At 61.6% G+C, this 18,850-nt stretch carries 16 protein-coding genes; 5 read left to right on the forward strand and 11 right to left on the reverse strand.

Annotated elements, in window-relative coordinates:
* Positions 1–16 precede the first annotated feature (16 nt).
* The 4 genes from AC2CQI_RS06895 (at position 17) to AC2CQI_RS06910 (ending at position 7,091) form a co-directional block, all read left to right on the forward strand.
* Positions 17–2,443, forward strand: coding sequence for a type VI secretion system Vgr family protein (locus tag AC2CQI_RS06895; protein WP_484579645.1), 2,427 nt, complete (start codon positions 17–19; stop codon positions 2,441–2,443).
* Positions 2,444–2,475: 32 nt separating this feature from the next.
* Positions 2,476–5,115, forward strand: a complete 2,640-nt coding sequence (locus AC2CQI_RS06900; RefSeq protein ID WP_484579646.1) for a glycoside hydrolase family 19 protein — start codon at positions 2,476–2,478, stop codon at positions 5,113–5,115.
* Positions 5,116–5,874, forward strand: a complete 759-nt coding sequence (locus tag AC2CQI_RS06905; RefSeq protein WP_484579647.1) for a hypothetical protein — start codon at positions 5,116–5,118, stop codon at positions 5,872–5,874.
* 437 nt (positions 5,875–6,311) lie between these two features.
* Positions 6,312–7,091, forward strand: a complete 780-nt coding sequence (locus tag AC2CQI_RS06910; RefSeq protein ID WP_484579648.1) for a hypothetical protein — start codon at positions 6,312–6,314, stop codon at positions 7,089–7,091.
* A gap of 724 nt (positions 7,092–7,815) precedes the next feature.
* Here the strand turns inward: AC2CQI_RS06910 and AC2CQI_RS06915 are convergent.
* Positions 7,816–9,714, reverse strand: a complete 1,899-nt coding sequence (locus AC2CQI_RS06915) for a M14 family metallopeptidase (protein ID WP_484579649.1) — start codon at positions 9,712–9,714, stop codon at positions 7,816–7,818.
* Between the two features lie 74 nt (positions 9,715–9,788).
* On the opposite strand from AC2CQI_RS06915, the gene AC2CQI_RS06920 reads away from it, so the two are divergent.
* A complete protein-coding gene (locus AC2CQI_RS06920) occupies positions 9,789–10,115 on the forward strand; it encodes a cupin domain-containing protein (protein WP_484579650.1) in 327 nt (108 codons plus the stop codon).
* A gap of 104 nt (positions 10,116–10,219) precedes the next feature.
* On the opposite strand, the gene ureG is transcribed toward AC2CQI_RS06920, so the two are convergent.
* The 10 genes from ureG to AC2CQI_RS06970 form a co-directional block, all read right to left on the reverse strand.
* Positions 10,220–10,840, reverse strand: coding sequence for an urease accessory protein UreG (gene ureG / locus AC2CQI_RS06925; protein WP_484579651.1), 621 nt, complete (start codon positions 10,838–10,840; stop codon positions 10,220–10,222).
* 10 nt (positions 10,841–10,850) lie between these two features.
* Positions 10,851–11,525 (reverse strand): urease accessory protein UreF, encoded by a 675-nt coding sequence (locus AC2CQI_RS06930; protein WP_484579652.1) that lies wholly within the window; start codon positions 11,523–11,525, stop codon positions 10,851–10,853.
* A complete protein-coding gene (locus AC2CQI_RS06935) occupies positions 11,525–12,070 on the reverse strand; it encodes a HupE/UreJ family protein (protein WP_484579653.1) in 546 nt (181 codons plus the stop codon). The genes AC2CQI_RS06930 and AC2CQI_RS06935 overlap by 1 nt, the downstream gene beginning before the upstream one ends.
* Positions 12,071–12,090: 20 nt before the next feature.
* Positions 12,091–12,573: an urease accessory protein UreE gene (ureE, locus tag AC2CQI_RS06940; RefSeq protein ID WP_484579654.1), complete on the reverse strand. Its 483-nt coding sequence runs from the start codon at positions 12,571–12,573 to the stop codon at positions 12,091–12,093.
* 14 nt (positions 12,574–12,587) lie between these two features.
* Positions 12,588–14,291: an urease subunit alpha gene (ureC, locus tag AC2CQI_RS06945; RefSeq protein ID WP_484579655.1), complete on the reverse strand. Its 1,704-nt coding sequence runs from the start codon at positions 14,289–14,291 to the stop codon at positions 12,588–12,590.
* The gene (locus tag AC2CQI_RS06950) at positions 14,288–14,608 is read right to left on the reverse strand and encodes an urease subunit beta (RefSeq protein WP_484579656.1); all 321 of its coding nucleotides are present in this window, start codon (positions 14,606–14,608) and stop codon (positions 14,288–14,290) included. The genes ureC and AC2CQI_RS06950 overlap by 4 nt, the downstream gene beginning before the upstream one ends.
* Positions 14,609–14,617: 9 nt before the next feature.
* Positions 14,618–14,920 carry an urease subunit gamma gene (locus AC2CQI_RS06955; protein WP_075802402.1) on the reverse strand — a complete coding sequence of 101 codons (303 nt, stop codon included), beginning with the start codon at positions 14,918–14,920 and terminating at the stop codon, positions 14,618–14,620.
* A gap of 11 nt (positions 14,921–14,931) precedes the next feature.
* Positions 14,932–15,765, reverse strand: a complete 834-nt coding sequence (locus AC2CQI_RS06960) for an urease accessory protein UreD (RefSeq protein ID WP_075802401.1) — start codon at positions 15,763–15,765, stop codon at positions 14,932–14,934.
* A 482-nt stretch (positions 15,766–16,247) separates the two neighbouring features.
* A complete protein-coding gene (locus AC2CQI_RS06965; protein ID WP_484579657.1) occupies positions 16,248–18,023 on the reverse strand; it encodes a dipeptide ABC transporter ATP-binding protein in 1,776 nt (591 codons plus the stop codon).
* A complete protein-coding gene (locus tag AC2CQI_RS06970) occupies positions 18,020–18,838 on the reverse strand; it encodes an ABC transporter permease (RefSeq protein WP_484579658.1) in 819 nt (272 codons plus the stop codon). Before AC2CQI_RS06970 ends, AC2CQI_RS06965 begins: the two co-directional genes overlap by 4 nt.
* Between the last annotated feature and the right edge of the window lie 12 nt (positions 18,839–18,850).

An 18,850-nucleotide genomic window follows, 5' to 3' on the forward strand; every position in this document is an offset into this window, starting at 1 on the left:
CAAGGATCGACTTGCCATGCCCGTTTCCCATCCCGTGAAAAACCCCTACGAGCTGGAAATCAGCCACCTCAAGGTGCAGGCCGATGTGCTCTCTTTCGAGGGCAAGGAGCATCTCAGCCAACCGTTCCATTACCGCATCCAGTTCACCAGCCCGGTACCTCGCGCCACTCCGGGCGTCTTCCAGGCCGACAGCGACGAGTCCCCCGCCTCGGCGCTGGACATCGACGCCACCTCCGTACTCAATCGCCGGGCCAGCTTCGCCCTGTATGGCCCGCCGCCACCCCGTTACCCCTGGGAGGAGCCCCCTCGAGAGCATCTGCCACTGCGCAAGCTCTACGGTGCGATCAGCGCATTCCGGCGCCTGGGCGGCAGTCACGAACAGGGGCACTACGAGGTCGTCCTGCAACCGCGCTTCGCCCACCTGGAACGTGGCAAGCAATACCGCCTGTACCGCAACCAGTCGGTACCGGAGATCGTCCGATACATCCTGACCCAGCGGCACGGCCTGTTGCCCCATGAGTTCGAATTCAAGCTCGTACGGGAATACCCACGCCGCCCCCACGTCATGCAGTACGGCGAAAACGACCTGAGCTTCATCAACCGCTTGCTGGCCGAGGTCGGCATCTGGTACCGCATCGACGCCGACCTCAAGCTGAACATCGACGTGGTGCGTTTCCACGACGCGCCCTGCCACTTCCAGTTCGACGTCAAACTGCCGCTGCTCTGGCCATCGGGGTTTTCAAGCGGTGGTGCCGATGGCGCGTGGAACCTGCGCACCCATCATCAGGTTGTTGAAAAAAACCAGTTTTTCCGGAGCTACGACCATCGTCAGGCGCAGAAAGAGCTTCAGGACGAAATCGAGCAGCATCATCTGATCGTCGCCACGACGTACGGTGAACGCTACGACTACAACGAACCGTACACCGAACTCGGCGATCGCTACGCACACAGGGGCGAAGCCGAGGTGGAGAGCGGCCACTTCTTCGCCAACCTTCGCCGCGAGCGCATCCTCAACCAGCGCTCGCGCCTGCTGGGCAGCAGTAGCAGCCCCACCCTGGCCCCGGGCCAGGTTCTCGAGATCGAGGGCCCGGTGCCACAAGACTTCGCCAACCGGGTAGCCATCACGACCATCACGACCCGGGCAGCGCGAAACGCCAGCTTCAGCGTCGAATTCGAAGGCATTCCTTATTCGCATTTCATCTGCTTCCGCCCACCGTACCTGGCAAAACCGCAGATCTCCGGAACATTGCCGGCACGCATCACCAGCAAGAACCCCTATGACCGTTACAGCCACCTGGACGAGAACGGTTGCTACCGGGTCAGCTTCCTGTTCGACCGGGACGAGCGCAAGGCCGGCTTCGAGAGCCTGCCAATGCGTCTCGCCCGACCCTACGCCGGGGACAAATACGGCAGCCACTTCCCGCTGCTCGCCGGTACCGAGGTAGCGGTGGCCTTCGTAGAGGGCGACCCGGATCGTCCCTACATCGCCCATGCGCTGCATGACAGCCGGCATCCCGACCACGTCACCCAGGACAACTTCCACCGTAATGTGCTGCGCACCCCGAGCAACAACAAGTTACGCATGGAGGACAAGACAGGAGAGGAGCACGTCAAGCTCAGCACCGAGTTCGCCGGCAAGAGCCAGTTGAACCTCGGGCACCTGGTGGATAGAGAGCGCAGGAAACGGGGCGAGGGTTTTGAACTGCGGACCGATCACTGGGGCGTGCTCAGGGCAGGAAAAGGCTTGCTCATCAGTGCCCACGCCCAGCCTGGGGCCGAAGGCGAGGTACTGGAAATGGGGTCGACTCTCGGCCTTCTGCAACAGGCTGCCGAACAACTGGAACATCTTTCCAACGATGCCGGGAGCTGTCGGGCCGAATCGGCGGATGTGCAGGCGCAGATCGACCTGTTCAAGCAGGATCTGGCGCAGCTCAAGTCTGCAGTCCTGCTGCTCAGCGCGCCTGAAGGCATTGCCGCCACCAGTGGCACCCACCTGCAACTGGCGGCCCGGGACAACCTGATGCTCAACGCCGGCGGCCATGGCGACGTCAGCGTGATCAAGCGCCTGTTCATCGGCGCCGGCCAGGGGCTCAGCCTGTTCGTGCGCAAGCTCGGCATCAAGTTGATTGCCAACCAGGGCCCGGTGCAGGTCCAGGCACAGAACGACCGCCTGCTGTTGATGGCCCGGCAAGGGCTGGAGATCACCAGCACCGAGGATGAAATCCGCATCAGCGCGGGCAAGAAGATCACCCTCAATGCCGGTGGCAGCTACCTGATCCTCGACCCCTGCCGCGTCGAAGCGGGGACCGAGGGGGACTACCTGGTCAAGGCGCCCTACGTCTACTTCACCGGCAAAACCAAAATGACGCTCGACCTCCCGGCGCTGCCGGTGCTGACGGACTACGAGAAAAAAGGCTCCTACCAGAGCGACCACTCCGGCTGACCCTTCCCCGTCCCATCACAGGAAAACCACGCATGCTCAAGCGCTTATCCGAGTACCTGTTCGGCAAGGGTGACCCGCTGCCGCCGCCACCTCCCGTACCGCAACGCCCACAACTGACGGCGTGGCCAGTGCCGCTCAAACCTCACCCCGAGCCGGCGCCCGAACTGCTGACGAAGAACTGGAGCCATCCCTTCGGCGACCGTTCCGACCTGTTCCAGCAACTGACTCACCTGGGCAAGGCCGCCAACGGTTTCTATCCCATCGGTGTGCATGGCACCTGGCATGGCGGCGTGCATTTCGACGACAGCACCGCGGGCGTGCTCGACCAATCCCGGGTGCTGTGCATGGCCGATGGCGAAGTGGTCGCCTATCGCATCCCCACCACGACCCCGACCACCCGCTACGCGCCCTTCCCCAAGCCCGAATTCGAAGCGCCCTGCGCGTCCGGCTTCGTCCTGGTGCGCCATCGCATCCAGGCCCCGCCTCTTGAAAATACCGAGCAAGCACCGCCTGCACTGACCTTCTACAGCCTGTACATGCATCTGGAGGACTGGGCTGCGTACGACGGCAGCACGCTGGACAGGCCACGGTTCTGGGTGCAGAGCGAAGCGCAATGGGTCAAGGACGATGCCAATGACATTCATAGAGGCAAGCGGGGCCTCAAGGTCATAGGGCATGAGGGATCAAGCCGGACCCTCGATATCCTGCCGCCCGGCACGCAGGTTGCGGTTTCCGGCACGGGCCGTCACCGCAAGCTGGAAAATACCCCGGGCCCCGCCTCGCTACGCCGTACGGACGGCACCCTGCGCGGGTATGTTTCCGCCCGCCACTTGCGCCCGGGCAAGGGCGATCTGTCCGAGGTCTCAGGCGATGTCCTGAATGTGCGTGCCGAGCCCCATGGGCAAGCGACCGTGCTGGGCGGGTTGACCCAAGGGACCTCAGTGCGCGTCAGCGGCAGTGGCGACTTCGTCAAACTCGAGTACGTCGAACAGTATGTACTGGCGGAAAAACTGCGCAGCGAATATGTCCCGGCAGGTCGTGATGAAGTTTTCGTCCCGGCAAAGCCCATCCCCATCAAGGCCGGTGAACTGATCGGCCACATCGGCCCCTACCAGAATGCCAGGGATGCCAAGCCCCGCCGGCACCTGCACCTCGAAGTCTTCTGCGTCGACTACTTCCCCGACTTCCTCGAGGAAAGCCGTGCCTGGGCCAAGCGCCTGCCGGCCAAGGAAAAGACCTGGTTGAAACTCAAGGCGGGAACGGAGGTGGTCTTCCATCGCGACAACTTCGGGAACAGGGCCCATCCGACCAATGTCCACCCGCATCTGGTCAGTGAGCACGACCTGCTCGTCCCGAAGAGCCTGCTGGACAGCCTGCCTGCGGATAAAAAGATCCATCGTCCGAAAACAGACACTGCTGAAGGCTGCACCTGGTACCGCCTGGAAAGCCTGTTCCACGATGCCGAAGGCCACCTTGTCGACGGCTGGGTAAAGGTCATGCAAGAAACAGCCTGCTGGGTCAGCCCTTGGGAATGGGATGGCTACGAAATCATCGAAACCCCTCGCTCGCCGGTGCCAGGCATGGCCTATCGGATGTACCAGGACAGGAACACCAGTGAAGAGGACCGCAATCGTGTTCGGCAACAGGCCGAGGCATGGGACAACGGTGAACTGATGAGCAAGCTCTACTCGCTCATCGATCGTAACCATGACCGCCAGATGTGTGCCGATGAAGTGCGTGCGGCACTCAAGTCCCCGGTTCTGGCCCAGGCACTGTCGAAGATCGTGCTGTGCAGTGAAAGCGAGTGGTATTACCGCCAGGAGAAATGGGATGCACTGGATCAGGTATTTGGACATACCACGTCGGCGCCGTTGTTGAACTGGATTGCGGAGAAGGGGCGGATCAAGGAGTTGGGGTGGTGGGAGGAGGCGATTCAAACAGTGGGGGGATCGGCGAGTATGCCAATATACTTCCTACACCCTATAGGTTTACTCACAACTCAGGCAAGACAATACAGAATTACCGTAGCACTAATTGAGAAAGTCACGGGAAAAACTGGCGCTTGGTTTAGTGGAAAAGGTGGTGGGCGCACCTTTGAAAATAACTTCCAGGCAGCGCACCCCAACATATATCGATTCGACAAAAACGAATTCGTAACACTGCTTAATCAAGCACTGGAAAAATATGAAATAAATACCCCACACCAGCAAGCGCATTTTATTGCCCAGTGTTTCCATGAGTCAGCACACTTTGAAACCACCATTGAATTTGCTTCAGGTGAAGGTTACGACCCCGGCAACCATAGAGATGCCTTGGCAAACGGAAATACGGAAATTGGCGACGGACCAAAATATAAAGGCAAGGGTCTGATCCAGCTGACCTGGAAGGACAACTACAAATCTTACTCAGAATTCAAAGAGTTCAACTTTGTCGCCGCACCCCAGATTCTGGCAACAGACATGGAAACGGCGATAGATGTTTCCTGCTGGTTCTGGAGAAACAAAGGGGCCGTCTACGCAAAACACAATGCTCGAGGCGATATCAATATATTGATTGAGAAAGAACCAATGAATGTCAAGTTGATTACGCTTGCAGTAAACGGCGGTACGAATGGCTTGGCGGACCGAGAAAGAATATTTCTTGAAATCTCCAAAGAATGGAACCTGCATTAAATGCACAGCACAAATTCAGCCAGACTCTCAGTGACCAGCTTTCTATTATGTATAGGACTTTCAAGCAGCTTGGCCGCTGACGATCGAGACCTCCTATTTGAGCTTCTTAACCCCGACGATAAAAGAACTTATGAAACCGCTCTACCGAAAGACCTATTCGAGGAAACGAGTAGCAGTTTCCTGGAAGATCTGGACGATGATGGAATACCTGAGATTCTGGTACCGTTAACTGCTAACGCTGTTAACGCATGCGTGGCAGTTTTCAGATATTCACCAGCCACAAAGGATTTACAGCAGATCAATTTCGCTGGGGGCGATCTATGCAGCCCATCCAGAAAAGGACCTTATCTCATAAGTAAGTATCGTAGCGAGGGGCGCTGGATAGAAGATATTTATGCCATTGAAAATAGAGAATTCAAAATCGTGATTAGAGATAGCTGCCTCGACTGCAACTGGGTTTTCAGAAACGAATATCGTAACGACGTTATCATTGATGGCTACTTAGTCAGAAACGCACCAAACTTCAAAAATAGATCAAGATTACTAGGCACTATCTCAGCAGCGAGCACCATCATCCATAAAGCCCCAGACAAAAATGCCCCCAGCAATACTTCTTTGAGACAAGGCGATATTGTAGCAATTAAAAACATAGAAAGTCGTAATGATCAGTATTTCGTTAAAATTGAAAGTAACGACACTCAAAAAACCATCGTCGGCTGGATTGAATGCGAAGCTTTGGTTGAGTGCGACTCCTTATAGGTTACGTTAAAACAGGCCCTTACCATAGAAAATTGAGGCACCCACACAACATAGGGAAAACCCAGTGAAGAAAACGGTAGCACTTCTCACAAGTATTTTTTTCATCAGCAGCGCCACGGGGGCTGCGCTAGACTACTCGACACTCGATAGTGCCGACTCTCAACGAGTCGGAGAAATGGTGATACGATATATGACAAGTCTTGACAGCCCATGTCTGTATATAGAAATCCTTGATCCACGATCACCATGGAAAGTAGTACAACAAAAAGAAATATGCTCAATCCACCATAAAAACCTCAATACTGATTTTTCCTACGCCGGCTTCTCAAAGATAAAATTCAATAGTGACAGCATTCAAGCTCTGCTAACCCTGATTCCTCTTCGAGCCATCTTCGAGGACAATTTAAAATGCAGTATTGCGCTGACAGACCATTCCATTGGAGATCTCCAATGCGAGGCCGGTCGCGAGGATCAGTACTAACTCGAAACTTACTCTGAGGTATGAAATGGAAAAAATGTGCTACTTGGCAATCGGCTTACTGCTGTCCTGCCCACAAGTCTTAGCTGGCGAAACAAAAACCACACATATAGATAACGAAGGGCTAACCTCAAATAACGAGACCACTACGAGTCACTACCAAGACGTCATAGGCGAATGGTACGGCTTTTATAGAGAGCTTATCTCCATCAATGGAGAAATCGGGCTCATTGCACTTGGAAGGGGCGAATACTATTTCACTCTGACCACACAAAAAAACCGGACCCTAATAGACTGCATCTACATCAACGAGCGCAACAAGCAGAACGGAGCAGGCATATCTGTTGGTCTATGCAACTCGAACCTAAACCTTGACCAAACATACATTGAGGCAGCGCAATACCAATCAAACATCTTCGGAGAGTCAATTTACTCATTCGACACATCACCTGTAAGCAGAGGTCTGAAATCCAAATTTCTCCTGGGGAAAATTGGGAAAGTTGAAATATACGACTCCTATGAATCAGAGAACGATCTGATGAAGTCAAGCCCACGCAAATATATTAGATCAGTCGATGACTGCCTATCCATGAAGGATACCACTGCATTCCTTGTGTTTATGGCTCCGAACAACACCACCCCCTCCTATCTTGACGTGGTCACCAGCCATTCACCCATGACAATCAAACGATTTGACGAGTCGGATTTAATAAAAATGGCGACAGAGAAATGCGGTTAAATTTTTCAGCAACGAACGGCTCGTGCGTGAGCATCATACAAAGGACACGTCAGGAGCCACCAGGCGAATTCGTGAGTTCTCCAAAGTATCAATAAAGGGAATAACTCATGACGCATTCGTCACTTCGGCAACCGATGGAAAACCCAGAGTAGAAAAATGCAGCTAAACCTCCGAGCATGCTCGATAAACACCATCGCCCTATCCGGAATACCCTTATTTCTTGCACTGCAAGTCCAAGCATCCGATTTCACTCACCTCTTCAGTGACCGCCCTCTGGAAACCATAACCTTCGGGCCTTCCGTCACAACCCTGTGGGGCACAAGCAAGGCCACTACTCTCACCGACAACTACGAACGGGGTCACCATTGCCGGGTCGTGGTAAGAGCAAGAGACGACGCGCCGCCTTCGTCGCCAGTGATGGTGAAATACAGGGTGCCTCCCTGAGCAATGCACTGAGAATGCTGCCTAGGCTCTGTACGAAATGCATCCGAACTCGCCCATGCTGCGTTGAAAACAGGCTCGGAATGCTCATTGACAACCAGTCAACTCCGCTTCCTCGCCTGTTTTCGCCTTGCCTGGCCTTCGCTCGAATACATTTCGTACAGAGCCTAGCGAAGGACACCGAGGAACCGATCTGGAGCTCGCCAGCTGGATACTGTCAGGCTCCTCGTGTCGCCGATGACCGACAGAAACCGGGGAGTCATCGACTCCCCTACCCTTCACCTCATTCCACAACCCCCACCGGATACACAAACGCATTCACGTCATAAAACGGCGTGCGCTGGTAGAACCAGTTCAACCGCGCCTTCGGATCCGCCGCAAACCCGGCATCGTCCTTCAGCTTCTTCTCGAACTCGGCCTTCAGCGCCCCGTCCTCCTCCAGCATCTTGCGCGCCATCGGTTCCATCACGTATTCCTCCGGCTCCTCGGCCACCACCAGGGTCGAGTTGAAGAAGCCCCACGACCAGAACGAATCCGGGCTTTCCGGTTGCAGCAGGTTGATCGCCAACACGCCCAGCGGCTGGTCGGTATCGATCACCACCGAGCCTGCGGGGAAAGTTTGCAGCCGTTCGAATGGCTTGCCGGTGCCACTGACCAGCAGATGCCCTTCATACCCCGGAATCTCGTTGCTTTGTGCCCGGTCCGGCTCGAAACCGCCGGCGACCTTCACGTCGTCCATGCGATAGAGCTTCACCGCCACCGCCGTCGGCTTGTCGAGGGTGCGCATGGCGATGCCGTGGGCCTTGAGCCGGGCGATCACGTCGCGCCATTGCGCCGGGACGATGTACTGCTTCGGTCGCTTCACCACCAGGTCCGGCAAGGTATTGCCGGTGACCGGGACTTCGAGGTTCTTCGGCTGGTTGCTCCAGACAATCGTCTTGGCCCCGGTGATCGGCGACTCCTCGTAGCGGTAGTCACCCACGGTGAAGGGTACGGTCTGCGGCTCACCGGCTTTCCAGGTGAGGATCACGTCCTTCTGCGCGGCGAGCCGGGCGCGGTCCTTGTCGATGGCGGTACGCAGGGACGCAGCCTGCTCGCCGATGACCTGGAACATTGCCTTGAGCACCACGTAGTTGCCCAGCACCTGGGTCTGGTACGGGTGCAAGGCGTGCTGCTCGATGAGGATCGAGGGCACATTGCGGATATCGCCGTACTGGTTGGAGAAGCGTGCCAGGTCGGTGCGGTACGGGTAGTAGCCCTGGGTCGGGTCCTGGTTGTCGTTGAAGCTGATGCATTCATTGACCACGTGCCCTTCGTTCTGCAGGGCCTGGTACACCGGGGTGCGCATGACCTGGTCCATCCACGCGCTGCTGGCCGGCGACCAGCCGTTGCCGTTGTGGCAGTAGGAGCTGTCGTAGGGGTACATGGCGCCGTCGGTGGAGTGGGTGTCGGCGAAGAAGCTCAGTTCGTAATGGCTGAAGACCCAGGCGACGTTGCGGATCTCGGCGCTGTCGAGCTTGGTGAAGTCGCGGTTGAGGTTGTAGTTCAGGCCGTTGACCCGCCAGCCGGCGATATCCGGGCCGTTCTGGTTGATCCGCCCGTAGGCGCTGCGGCGGATATCGCCGTCGATATTGACCGTGGGGATGAACAGGATATTGACCCGCTCCAGTAACGCGGCCAGGGGTTTGTCGCCGGCCGTCATATCGCGCAGGAGCATGAACATGGCGTCCTTGCCATTGGATTCGCCGGGGTGGATCTCGGCCTCGACGAAGATCGTCGGTTTGCCGGACTTCTTCAGCCCAGCCGGGGATTTGTCCTTGGCCAGGGAAACCACGGCCAGCACCATCGGGTGACCTTCGGCGCTTTTTTCCGGCAGTTCGCTCAGGACGACCTTGCCGCCCGAGGCAGCGGCGAGCTTGCGCAGCCAGGCGCGGGTTTCCTCGTAGGTGCTGGTGCGCTTGAAGTCACTGGCCTCGGCCACCGTGATCAACGGGTTGCCGGGCTTGGCGATATAGCGGGTGCTGGTGATCTGCTGTTCGAACATCGCCGGCAGGATGCGCTGCCTGGCCGCCTGCGGGTACTGGCTGTCGTCGATATAGGCCGGGGCCGAGGGCAAGGCGGCCAGGGCGGACTGGCCGGCGCCGAGCAGCAGAGCGGTGAAAAACAGCCTGGAATGCTTCATGGGGGAGTTCCTTCTCACGCGGGAACTGGCAACCTTAGAACACATTGCCAAAGGTTACGAGGGACGAATCAGCCATGTTGCACAACCTGTTCGAGGGCATCGCCGAGACGGCGGTGGAGGAGCGTTTCGATGACCTGCTCAAGCAGCCAGGACTGAGGATCGAGCGCATCGTGTCCAACGGACAGTGCAGCCCGGAAGGGTTCTGGTATGACCAGGCGGAGGGGGAATTCGTGCTGGTGCTGACGGGGTCGGCGGGGTTGCGGCTGGAGGGTGAGGCCGAGGTGCGGGTGTTGGGGCCGGGGGATTTCGTGGATATTCCGGCGGGGTGCAGGCATCGGGTGGAGTGGACGGATGCGGGGCAGCCGACTGTGTGGCTGGCTGTGTTTTATGCGGTGAGCTGACGGGCCCTATCGCTGGCAAGCCAGCTCCCACAAGGAGCGCGTGCACCGCGAAACCTGTGGGAGCTGGCTTGCCAGCGATGAGGCCCGAAAGAGCGAAGCAGGACTCAGACCGCTCGCAACATCCCCCGATCCACAATGAAGTCGATCAACGTCTGCAACCCATGCCCGGTCTTCAGGTTGGTGAAGGCCCAGGGCCGTTCCGGCCGCATGCGCTTGGTGTCACTCTCCATCACTTCCAGGGAAGCCCCGACATAAGGCGCCAGGTCGATCTTGTTGATCACCAGGAAGTCCGATTTGGTAATCCCCGGCCCGCCCTTGCGCGGGATCTTCTCGCCTTCGGCGACATCGATCACGTACACGGTGAGGTCCGCCAGCTCCGGGCTGAAGGTGGCGCTGAGGTTGTCGCCACCACTCTCGACGAAGATCACTTCGAGGTTGCCGAACTTGCGCGCCAGCTCTTCCACCGCCGCCAGGTTCATCGAGGCATCCTCGCGGATCGCGGTGTGCGGGCAGCCGCCGGTTTCCACGCCGACGATACGGTCAGGCTCCAGGGCGCCGGCCTCGGTGAGGATGCGCTGGTCTTCCTTGGTGTAGATGTCGTTGGTCACCACGGCGATTTCATAGTGATCGCGCATGGCCTTGCACAGGGCTTCGAGCAGCGCGGTCTTGCCGGACCCGACCGGGCCGCCGACACCAACGCGCAGGGGTTGCTTGTAGCTTTGCATAGGGAATTCCTCAGGAGCGGAACAATCGGGTGTATTGGGTTTCGTGACGGGCCGAGGCGATCGCCAGCAAAGGCAGGCCGCCACCCAGTTCTTCGTCAGGCAGCGCCAGGGCACGCTCGAGCACGGCGGACAGGTCTTCGGAAAGGTCGCGCAACAGGCTTTGCGCAGCCTGCTGGCCGAACGGCACCAGCTTGACCCCGGCCATCACCGCGCCTTCCAGCCAGCTGAAACCATGCCCCAGCAGCAGGTCACGCAGCGGGATACCCCAGTGCGCCGCCAGCCAGGCCATGCCACCCAGTTGGGTCAGCTCCAGGCTGGTGCGCCATTCCGGTGCCTGGCCCAACTGCCAGCCATCGAGCATCCGCGCCAGGGCGGCGCCACGCTGGCGCTCCTCGGTGCGCAACTCGGCGGTTTCGCGGTTGGCCAGGAGGAAACGGCTCCAGTGCGCGAACGCCTCGGCATCATCTGCCTCGCAGGCCCGGTACAGACGCACCAGCAACGGCCAGTCGAGATAGCCGAGGGTGTCGTCGATCTGCTGCCGTTGCCAGGCGCGGAAGCCTTCCGCGCCCTTGACCCAGCCCGCCTCCACTGCCCACTCCAGGCCCTGCGAGTAGGTGAAGCCACCCACCGGCAGGCCCGGACTGGCCAGTTGCAGCAAACGCAGGAGCTTCAGGTCGCTGTTCATCAGCCCGCCAGCAGCATCGCCGCGCCGGCCAGCAGGCCGCCGCCGAAGGCCTGTTGCAGGCGGGTATGGCGGCGCAGTACGCAGCCCAGGGCAAAACCGGCCACCAGCAGCAGGCCACTGACGGTGACGAAGCCGGCGCTGAACATCCAGAACGCGCCCGGGCTGGCCTCGACGCCATGGGCCCAGCCATGGAACAGGGCGAACAGCGGCATCACCAGCGACAGCAGGACCTGGCGACGCGGCACCAGCAGCGCCGCAGCGGCCACCAGCAGTGAACCGAGGATCATCTGCTCCATGCCGATCACCCCGCCGAACAGATGACCGAGCACCGCCCCGCCAAACATCGCGGCCAGGGTCAGGGCTGGCAGGGTCAGGCGGCTGCGGGTCAGGGCGGCGAGCACGCCGGTGCCGAGCAGCATCAGCAGATGGTCGATGCCGGTCAGCGGGTGCAGCAGGCCATCCTGCAGCGGGTTGGCGTCATGGCCGGGGTGGGCGAACGCGGGAACGGCAACCAGCAGCAGGGCCAGGGCGAGAAACTTCTTCATGAGGAACTCCTTGTTGTAATTCACAGCGCCTGGGCAGGCAGGCGGACGAACAGGTGATCGGAATGGTTATGGCTGTGCGGCGCGCTCTGGTAGGCGCCCGCTTCGGGCTCGAATGGCGCCTGCTCGACCACGACCTCGAGGCCGAAGCCGCGGACCATGTCATCCAGCACATAGTCGTGCTGGTAGCGCAGGAAGCCCGCCTCGACCTGCAGCGGCACATGGCGGTTGCCCAGGTGGTAGGCGGTGCGTGCCAGCGCCAGGCCATCGGCGCAGCGCACGGTGGACACCTCCTCGGCAGCGGCGATGACGCGGATCACCTCCCCGCCCGCCTCGTCCGTCAGCAGCTCGCCGCCACGGATCAACTGGCCGCGCTCGAGCATCAGCCCGGCATCGCGACCGTCGTCGAGGGTGATGCGCACGCGGCTCTTGATCCGGGTATCCAGGCTCAGGGTGGCGGTGGCCGTCACGGCGCCCTCGCTCACCTTGCGGGTCAACAGAATCATGCGGTTCTCCTTGCTCAAAACAGAAAATAACGCTGGGCCATCGGCAGAATCGTGGCCGGCTCGCACACCAGCAGCTCGCCGTCGGCGCGCACCTGGTAGGTCTGCGAATCCACTTCGATATTCGGCATCAGGCCGTTGTGCAGCATGTCGCCCTTGCGCACCGTGCGGCAGCCATGGGCCAGGCCGATCAGGCTGCGCAGGCCGAGTTGCTGGTGCACGCCACGCTCCAGCGCCTCGCGGGAGAGGAAGGTCATCCGCGTGGCATGCCGCGCCGCGCCGAGGGCGCCGAACATCGGGCGGTAATGCACCGGTTGCGGGGTCGGAATGGAGCCGTTGATATCGCCCATCGGCGCCGTGGCGATCATCCCGCCCTTGACCACCAGGGCCGGCTTGACCCCGAAGAAGGCCGGGGCCCAGAGCACCAGGTCGGCCAGCTTGCCGGCCTCCAGCGAGCCGACTTCATGGGCGATGCCATGGGTCAGCGCCGGGTTGATGGTGTATTTGGCGATGTAGCGCTTGACCCGGGTGTTGTCGCTGTACGACGAATCCCCGGCCAGCGGGCCGCGGCGCAGCTTCATCTGGTGCGCCACCTGCCAGGTGCGCAGCACCACCTCGCCGACCCGGCCCATGGCCTGGGAGTCCGAGGAGGTCATGGCGAAGGCGCCGAGGTCGTGGAGGATGTCCTCGGCGGCGATGGTCTCGCGGCGGATACGCGACTCGGCAAAGGCCACGTCCTCGGCGATGCTGGTGTCCAGGTGGTGACAGACCATCAGCATGTCGAGGTGCTCGTCGACGGTGTTCACCGTGTACGGCAAGGTCGGGTTGGTCGAGGACGGCAGCACGTTGGCGAAGCTCGCCGCGCGGATGATGTCCGGCGCATGCCCGCCGCCCGCTCCCTCGGTATGGAAGGTATGGATGGTGCGATCGCCGATGGCCGCCAGGGTGTCCTCGATGCAGCCGGACTCGTTGAGGGTGTCGGTGTGGATCGCCACCTGCACGTCCATTTCCTCGGCCACGCCCAGGCAGCAGTCGATGGCCGCCGGGGTCGAGCCCCAGTCCTCGTGCAGCTTGAGGCCCACCGCACCGGCGGCGATCTGCTCGCGCAGGGCCTCGGGGCGGGAGGCGTTGCCCTTGCCCAGCAAACCGATATTGATCGGCAGTTCATCGGCGGCCTGGAGCATGCGCGCCAGGTACCAGGTGCCGGAGGTGCAGGTGGTGGCGTTGGTGCCGGTGGCCGGCCCGGTGCCGCCGCCGATGAAGGTGGTGATGCCCGAGGTCAGCGCCTCCTCCACCTGCTGCGGGCAGATGAAGTGGATATGCGAGTCGATACCGCCCGCCGTGACGATCTTGCCCTCGGCAGCGATCACCTCGGTGCCCGGGCCGACCGGCAGGGTCACGCCGGGCTGCACATCGGGGTTGCCGGCCTTGCCGATGCCGAAGATACGGCCGTTCTTCACGCCGATGTCGGCCTTGACGATGCCCCAGTGATCGATGATCAGGGCGTTGGTCAGCACCAGGTCCATGGCCTCGGCGGCGAGCATCTGGCCCTGGCCCATGCCGTCGCGGATCACCTTGCCGCCGCCGAACTTGACCTCTTCGCCGTAGATCGTGAAGTCCTTCTCCACCTCCACCCACAGCTCGGTGTCGGCCAGGCGCACGCGGTCGCCGACGGTAGGGCCGAACATGTCGGCGTAGGCCCTGCGGGAAATCCGGCTCATGCGCCCGCCTCCAGCTTGCCCATGACCTTGCCCTGGAAGCCGTAGACCTCGCGTCTGCCCGCGTAGGGCACCAGGGTCACGCTGCGTGACTGGCCCGGCTCGAAGCGCACGGCAGTGCCGGCCGGGATATCGAGGCGGAAACCACGGGTGGCCTCGCGCTCGAACACCAGGGTGTCGTTGACTTCGTAGAAGTGATAATGCGAGCCCACCTGCACCGGCCGGTCGCCATGGTTGGCAACGCTGACGCTGATCGTCTCGCGGCCGGCGTTCAGCTCGATATCGCCGCTGGCGGCGACCTGTACTTCTCCTGGAATCATCCTGCGCTCCTAGACGATCGGGTCATGGACGGTGACCAGCTTGGTCCCGTCGGGAAAGGTCGCTTCGACCTGGACGTCATGGATCATCTCCGCTACGCCTTCCATCACCTCGTCGCGACCGAGCACTTCGCGGCCAAGGTTCATCAGTTCGGCGACGGTGCGACCATCACGGGCGCCCTCCATCACCGCCGCGCTGATCAGCGCCACCGCTTCCGGGTAGTTGAGCTTCAGGCCACGGTCACGACGGCGCTCGGCGAGCAGCGCGGCGGTGAACAGCAGCAGTTTGTCTTTCTCTCTCGGGGTCAGCTCCATGGTCGCTCTCTTCAGGTGGCCCAGATCCGTGGCGGGCACGGCGCCAGGCCGATGATGGCCGGACGCAGCGCGCACCACAGGCGTAGCAGTGTGGATTGGAGGCGCTGGTTGTCGTGGTCAAGCAAACGGACTACCAGCAGGTGTCCCAGCAGGGTTGCCCCGGCGGGGACGGCAAGATGCTCGATAAGGGTGCGTGCCTGTTCCAGCAGCTCCGGAGTGGCCGGGGCGGCACAGAAGGTGGCTTGCAGCGGATAGCCGGCAAGCTTGTGCAGGCTGTCGCCGTCGATGCGCAGGCGTTCCTGCAGGCCCGGGTCGTCGGGCATGTCGATCTGCAGGCGGCTGTCTACCGCGCCGTGGCTGAAGCTCTCGTTCATCACCGGACGGCCCAGGCACAGGGTTTCCCAGGCCAGCAGGCGCGCGCCGGGGGCCAGGGAGAAGCGGTTTTCCAGGCGGGCACGGGCGCCGGGGAAGCAGATATTGCCGTGGGGCAGCCACTCCAGGGTGCTGCCTTCGGCCAGATGGAAATGCTGCTTGAGCACCGAAACGGGGCCGGCGCTGCGGTAGAACTTGGTCGCGCCGGGCATGGTCAGCAGCGCGTGGGTGTCGGGGTCCAGGTGCACATCGAGGGTCAGGCGGTCGCCGCCGACCACGCCGCCCGGGGGGTGCAGCACATACACATGGCAGGGCGCGCCCTCGGGGTAGAACGGTCTCTGCACCAAAAGAGGTCCGAAATGTCGACGCGCACCAATACAGGTCCTCCCGTTGCGCTGGACAAAGCGCAATTTCAGCTCGGCGCTCCAGCCTGCGGTGTCATCCGCCGGTGCGAGCAGTTCGGGTAGGGACATTGTGACGCTTCCGATAAACGCCGCGTTTACTGGGAAAACTCTGTCATCCCGGGACTACGCGGCTGATTAAGACTGTCTGCGCAAGCCTTGTAGTTGGCGGGTTTGCGCGGACCTGATCGATCGATCAGTAATCGATGGAAGCTGTAAAAGCATATTGCGGGCCAGAATGGCGCATGTAGGGGATTTCTTGCGGGGGATGTGCACTGGGATGGGGATGGACGCAGAATTTGTTGTGTTCTTCAGGGCCCAATCGCTGGCAAGCCAGCTCCCACAGGGTCCTCCGCCGGTCATCAATTCCGGGTACGACCCGGTCAATGTGGGAGCTGGCTTGCCAGCGATTGGCCCGATCAGACACCATCACTGCCCGCGCCGGCCTCATCGCCGGCAACGCCGGCTCCCACAGGGTTGCGGGTCAGCCGCTGAAGTTGTGCCCGACGCGGACCTTGTGGGAGCTGGCGTTGCCAACGATAGGGCCCCGAAATTCACCGCTGAAACTTGGCCTGTGCCACCAACCCTTTCACATACTCCGTCCCCGGCCGATCCAGCACCTCGCCACTCCCACCCTCCTCGATGATCCTCCCGTCCTTCACCACCACGATCCGGTCGGCGATCGCCCTGACCACCCCCAGGTCATGGGTGACGAACACCAGGGTCATCCCCTCCCCCTGCAACTCCCGCAACAACGCGAGGATCGCCGCCTGCACCGAGACATCCAGCGCCGAGGTCACCTCGTCGCAGATCAGCACCTCGGGCTCGCACACCAGCGCCCGGGCAATCGCCACGCGCTGGCGCTCGCCGCCGGACAGGTGGTGGGGATACTTCGCCGCCGTTTCCGCCGGCAACGCCACCCGCGCCAGCGCCGCCTCGATCCTTGTCCGGCAAGCTGCGCCCTTGAGACCGAAGAAATGCTCCAGCGGTGCCTGCAGGCACTGGCCCACGGTCTGCCGCGGATTCAGCGCCCGATAAGGGTTCTGGAAGATGTACTGGATCCGGTGCCGGGTCGCCGCGTCGCGTTTGCGCGCTATCAGGCTCAAAGGTTGCCCGTCGAAGCTCAACGCCCCGACACCGCCATCACCCAGGCCGGCCAGGGTCCGCGCCAGGCTGGTCTTGCCCGACCCCGACTCCCCCACCACCGCCAGGCATTCACCGCGATACACATCCAGGGACAGATCGAACAGCACCTGCCGGTCATAGCTCAGGTTTAGCCCGCGCAACTCCAGCAACGCCTTGCGCTCCTGCTGCACCACCTGCAACGGGATCACCTCTTCCTCGGGCACCACCGTCAGTTGCGGATGCAGGCAAGCCACCTGCTGCACACTATCCAGCCCTTGCAACGCCGGCTCGATAGCCGAGCACGCCGCGCTGCGTCGCGGGCAACGGGGCGCGAACGCGCAACCCGCAGGTCGCTGCCCCGGCGCCGGCGCATGCCCGGCAATCGCCCGCAGCACCCGCTGCCGACCGACCTCGGGAATCGCCGCGAGCAAACCGAGGGTGTACGGATGCCCCGGCCGCAAGAACAGCCGCTCACGACTGGCTACCTCGACGATGCGCCCGGCATACATGACCATCACCCGGTCCACCAGGTCCTTGATCACCCCAAGGTCGTGGGACACATACACCGCCGCCACGCCCTGCTCCTTGCACAGCCGGCGCACGGTGGCGAGGATATGCGCCCGGGTGCCGACATCCAGCGCGGTGGTCGGCTCGTCGAGCACGATCAGCTTCGGCCGCAGGACGAAGGCCAGCGCCAGCATCACCCGCTGCTGCTGACCACCGGACAGTTGATGCGGGAAGCGTCGCAAAAACTCCCGCTCCCCCGGCAGCCCGACATCCGCCAGGGTCTGCTGCAGACGCTGCTCCCGCGCCTCGCGACCCAGACCCGGTTCATGAGCCTGCAAGGTTTCCAGCAACAACTTGCCGATGCGGATCGCCGGGTTCAGGGCCAGCGCCGGATCCTGGGCGACATAGCCGATCAGGCCGCCGCGGGCCCGGCGCAAGGCCTCCCCCTCGAGGGCCAGCAGATCGGTCCCCGCCACCCTCACCCGCCCGCCATTGATCCGCGCACCGCGACGGGCATGGGCGAGCAAGGCGGTGGCCAGGGTGGTCTTGCCCGAGCCGGACTCACCGACCAGGCCGAGGATCTCCCCCGGCGCCAGGCTGAAATCGATGTGCTCGATCACATCGGCGCCACTCTCCAGCTCGACCCGCAAGCCCTCGACCTGTAGCGCCTCAGGGGTGGAAAGAACGAATGCATTCATGAGCGCGCTCCCGCGCTGTACCGGGCAATGCCTTCGGCCAGCAGGTTGGTGCCATAGGCGAACACCGCGATCAGCAGCGCCGGGGCCAGCACGGCCCAGGGCTGGATCAGCAGGCCGGCCTGGTTTTCATTGATCATCAGGCCCCAGTCCGCCGCCGGAGGAGCGACACCGTAGCCAAGGAAACTCAGGCCCGAGAGCATGCCGATGCCCCAGGTGAGCATATTGCCGAAGTGCACCAGCAGCGGCGTCAGCACATTGGGCAGAATCTCCCGCAGCAGAATCCGCGTGCGCGAGAAGCCCATCATCTGCGCCGCCTCGACGAACTCCTGGCTGGCCACCGACACCGCGCTACCCCGGGCCAGACGGATCACCCCGGGGGTGAAGGCAATCGCCACGGTCAACACGATCAGCCACGGCTGACGCCCGAGCATGGAGACGATCAGCAGCACCAGGATCAGGTCCGGGAACGCCAGCCAGACATCCGCCAGCCAGGTGATTGCCTGGTCCAGGCGCTGGCGCGACAGCCCGGCGAGCATGCCCAGCACGCTGCCGACGACCAGCGCCAGCCCGGCAGCGGCCACCGACATCCAGAGGATCGATAACCCGCCCGCCAGCAAGCGCGACAGCACATCGTGACCAAGGAAGTCATGCCCCAGCGGCGCGCCCGTCATAGGCCCGCCATAAATACCGCCGAGCATGTCGGTCGGCGCATGAGGTGCCAGCCAGGGGCCCAGCAGGGCCAGCAGGACTACTGCCAGGGTCACCAGGGCGCCCCGGCGGATCGAGGGTTCACGCCAGAATCGAGCGCTGAACATGGGCAAATCTCC

The organism is Pseudomonas sp. P2S-1, from assembly GCF_057197725.1.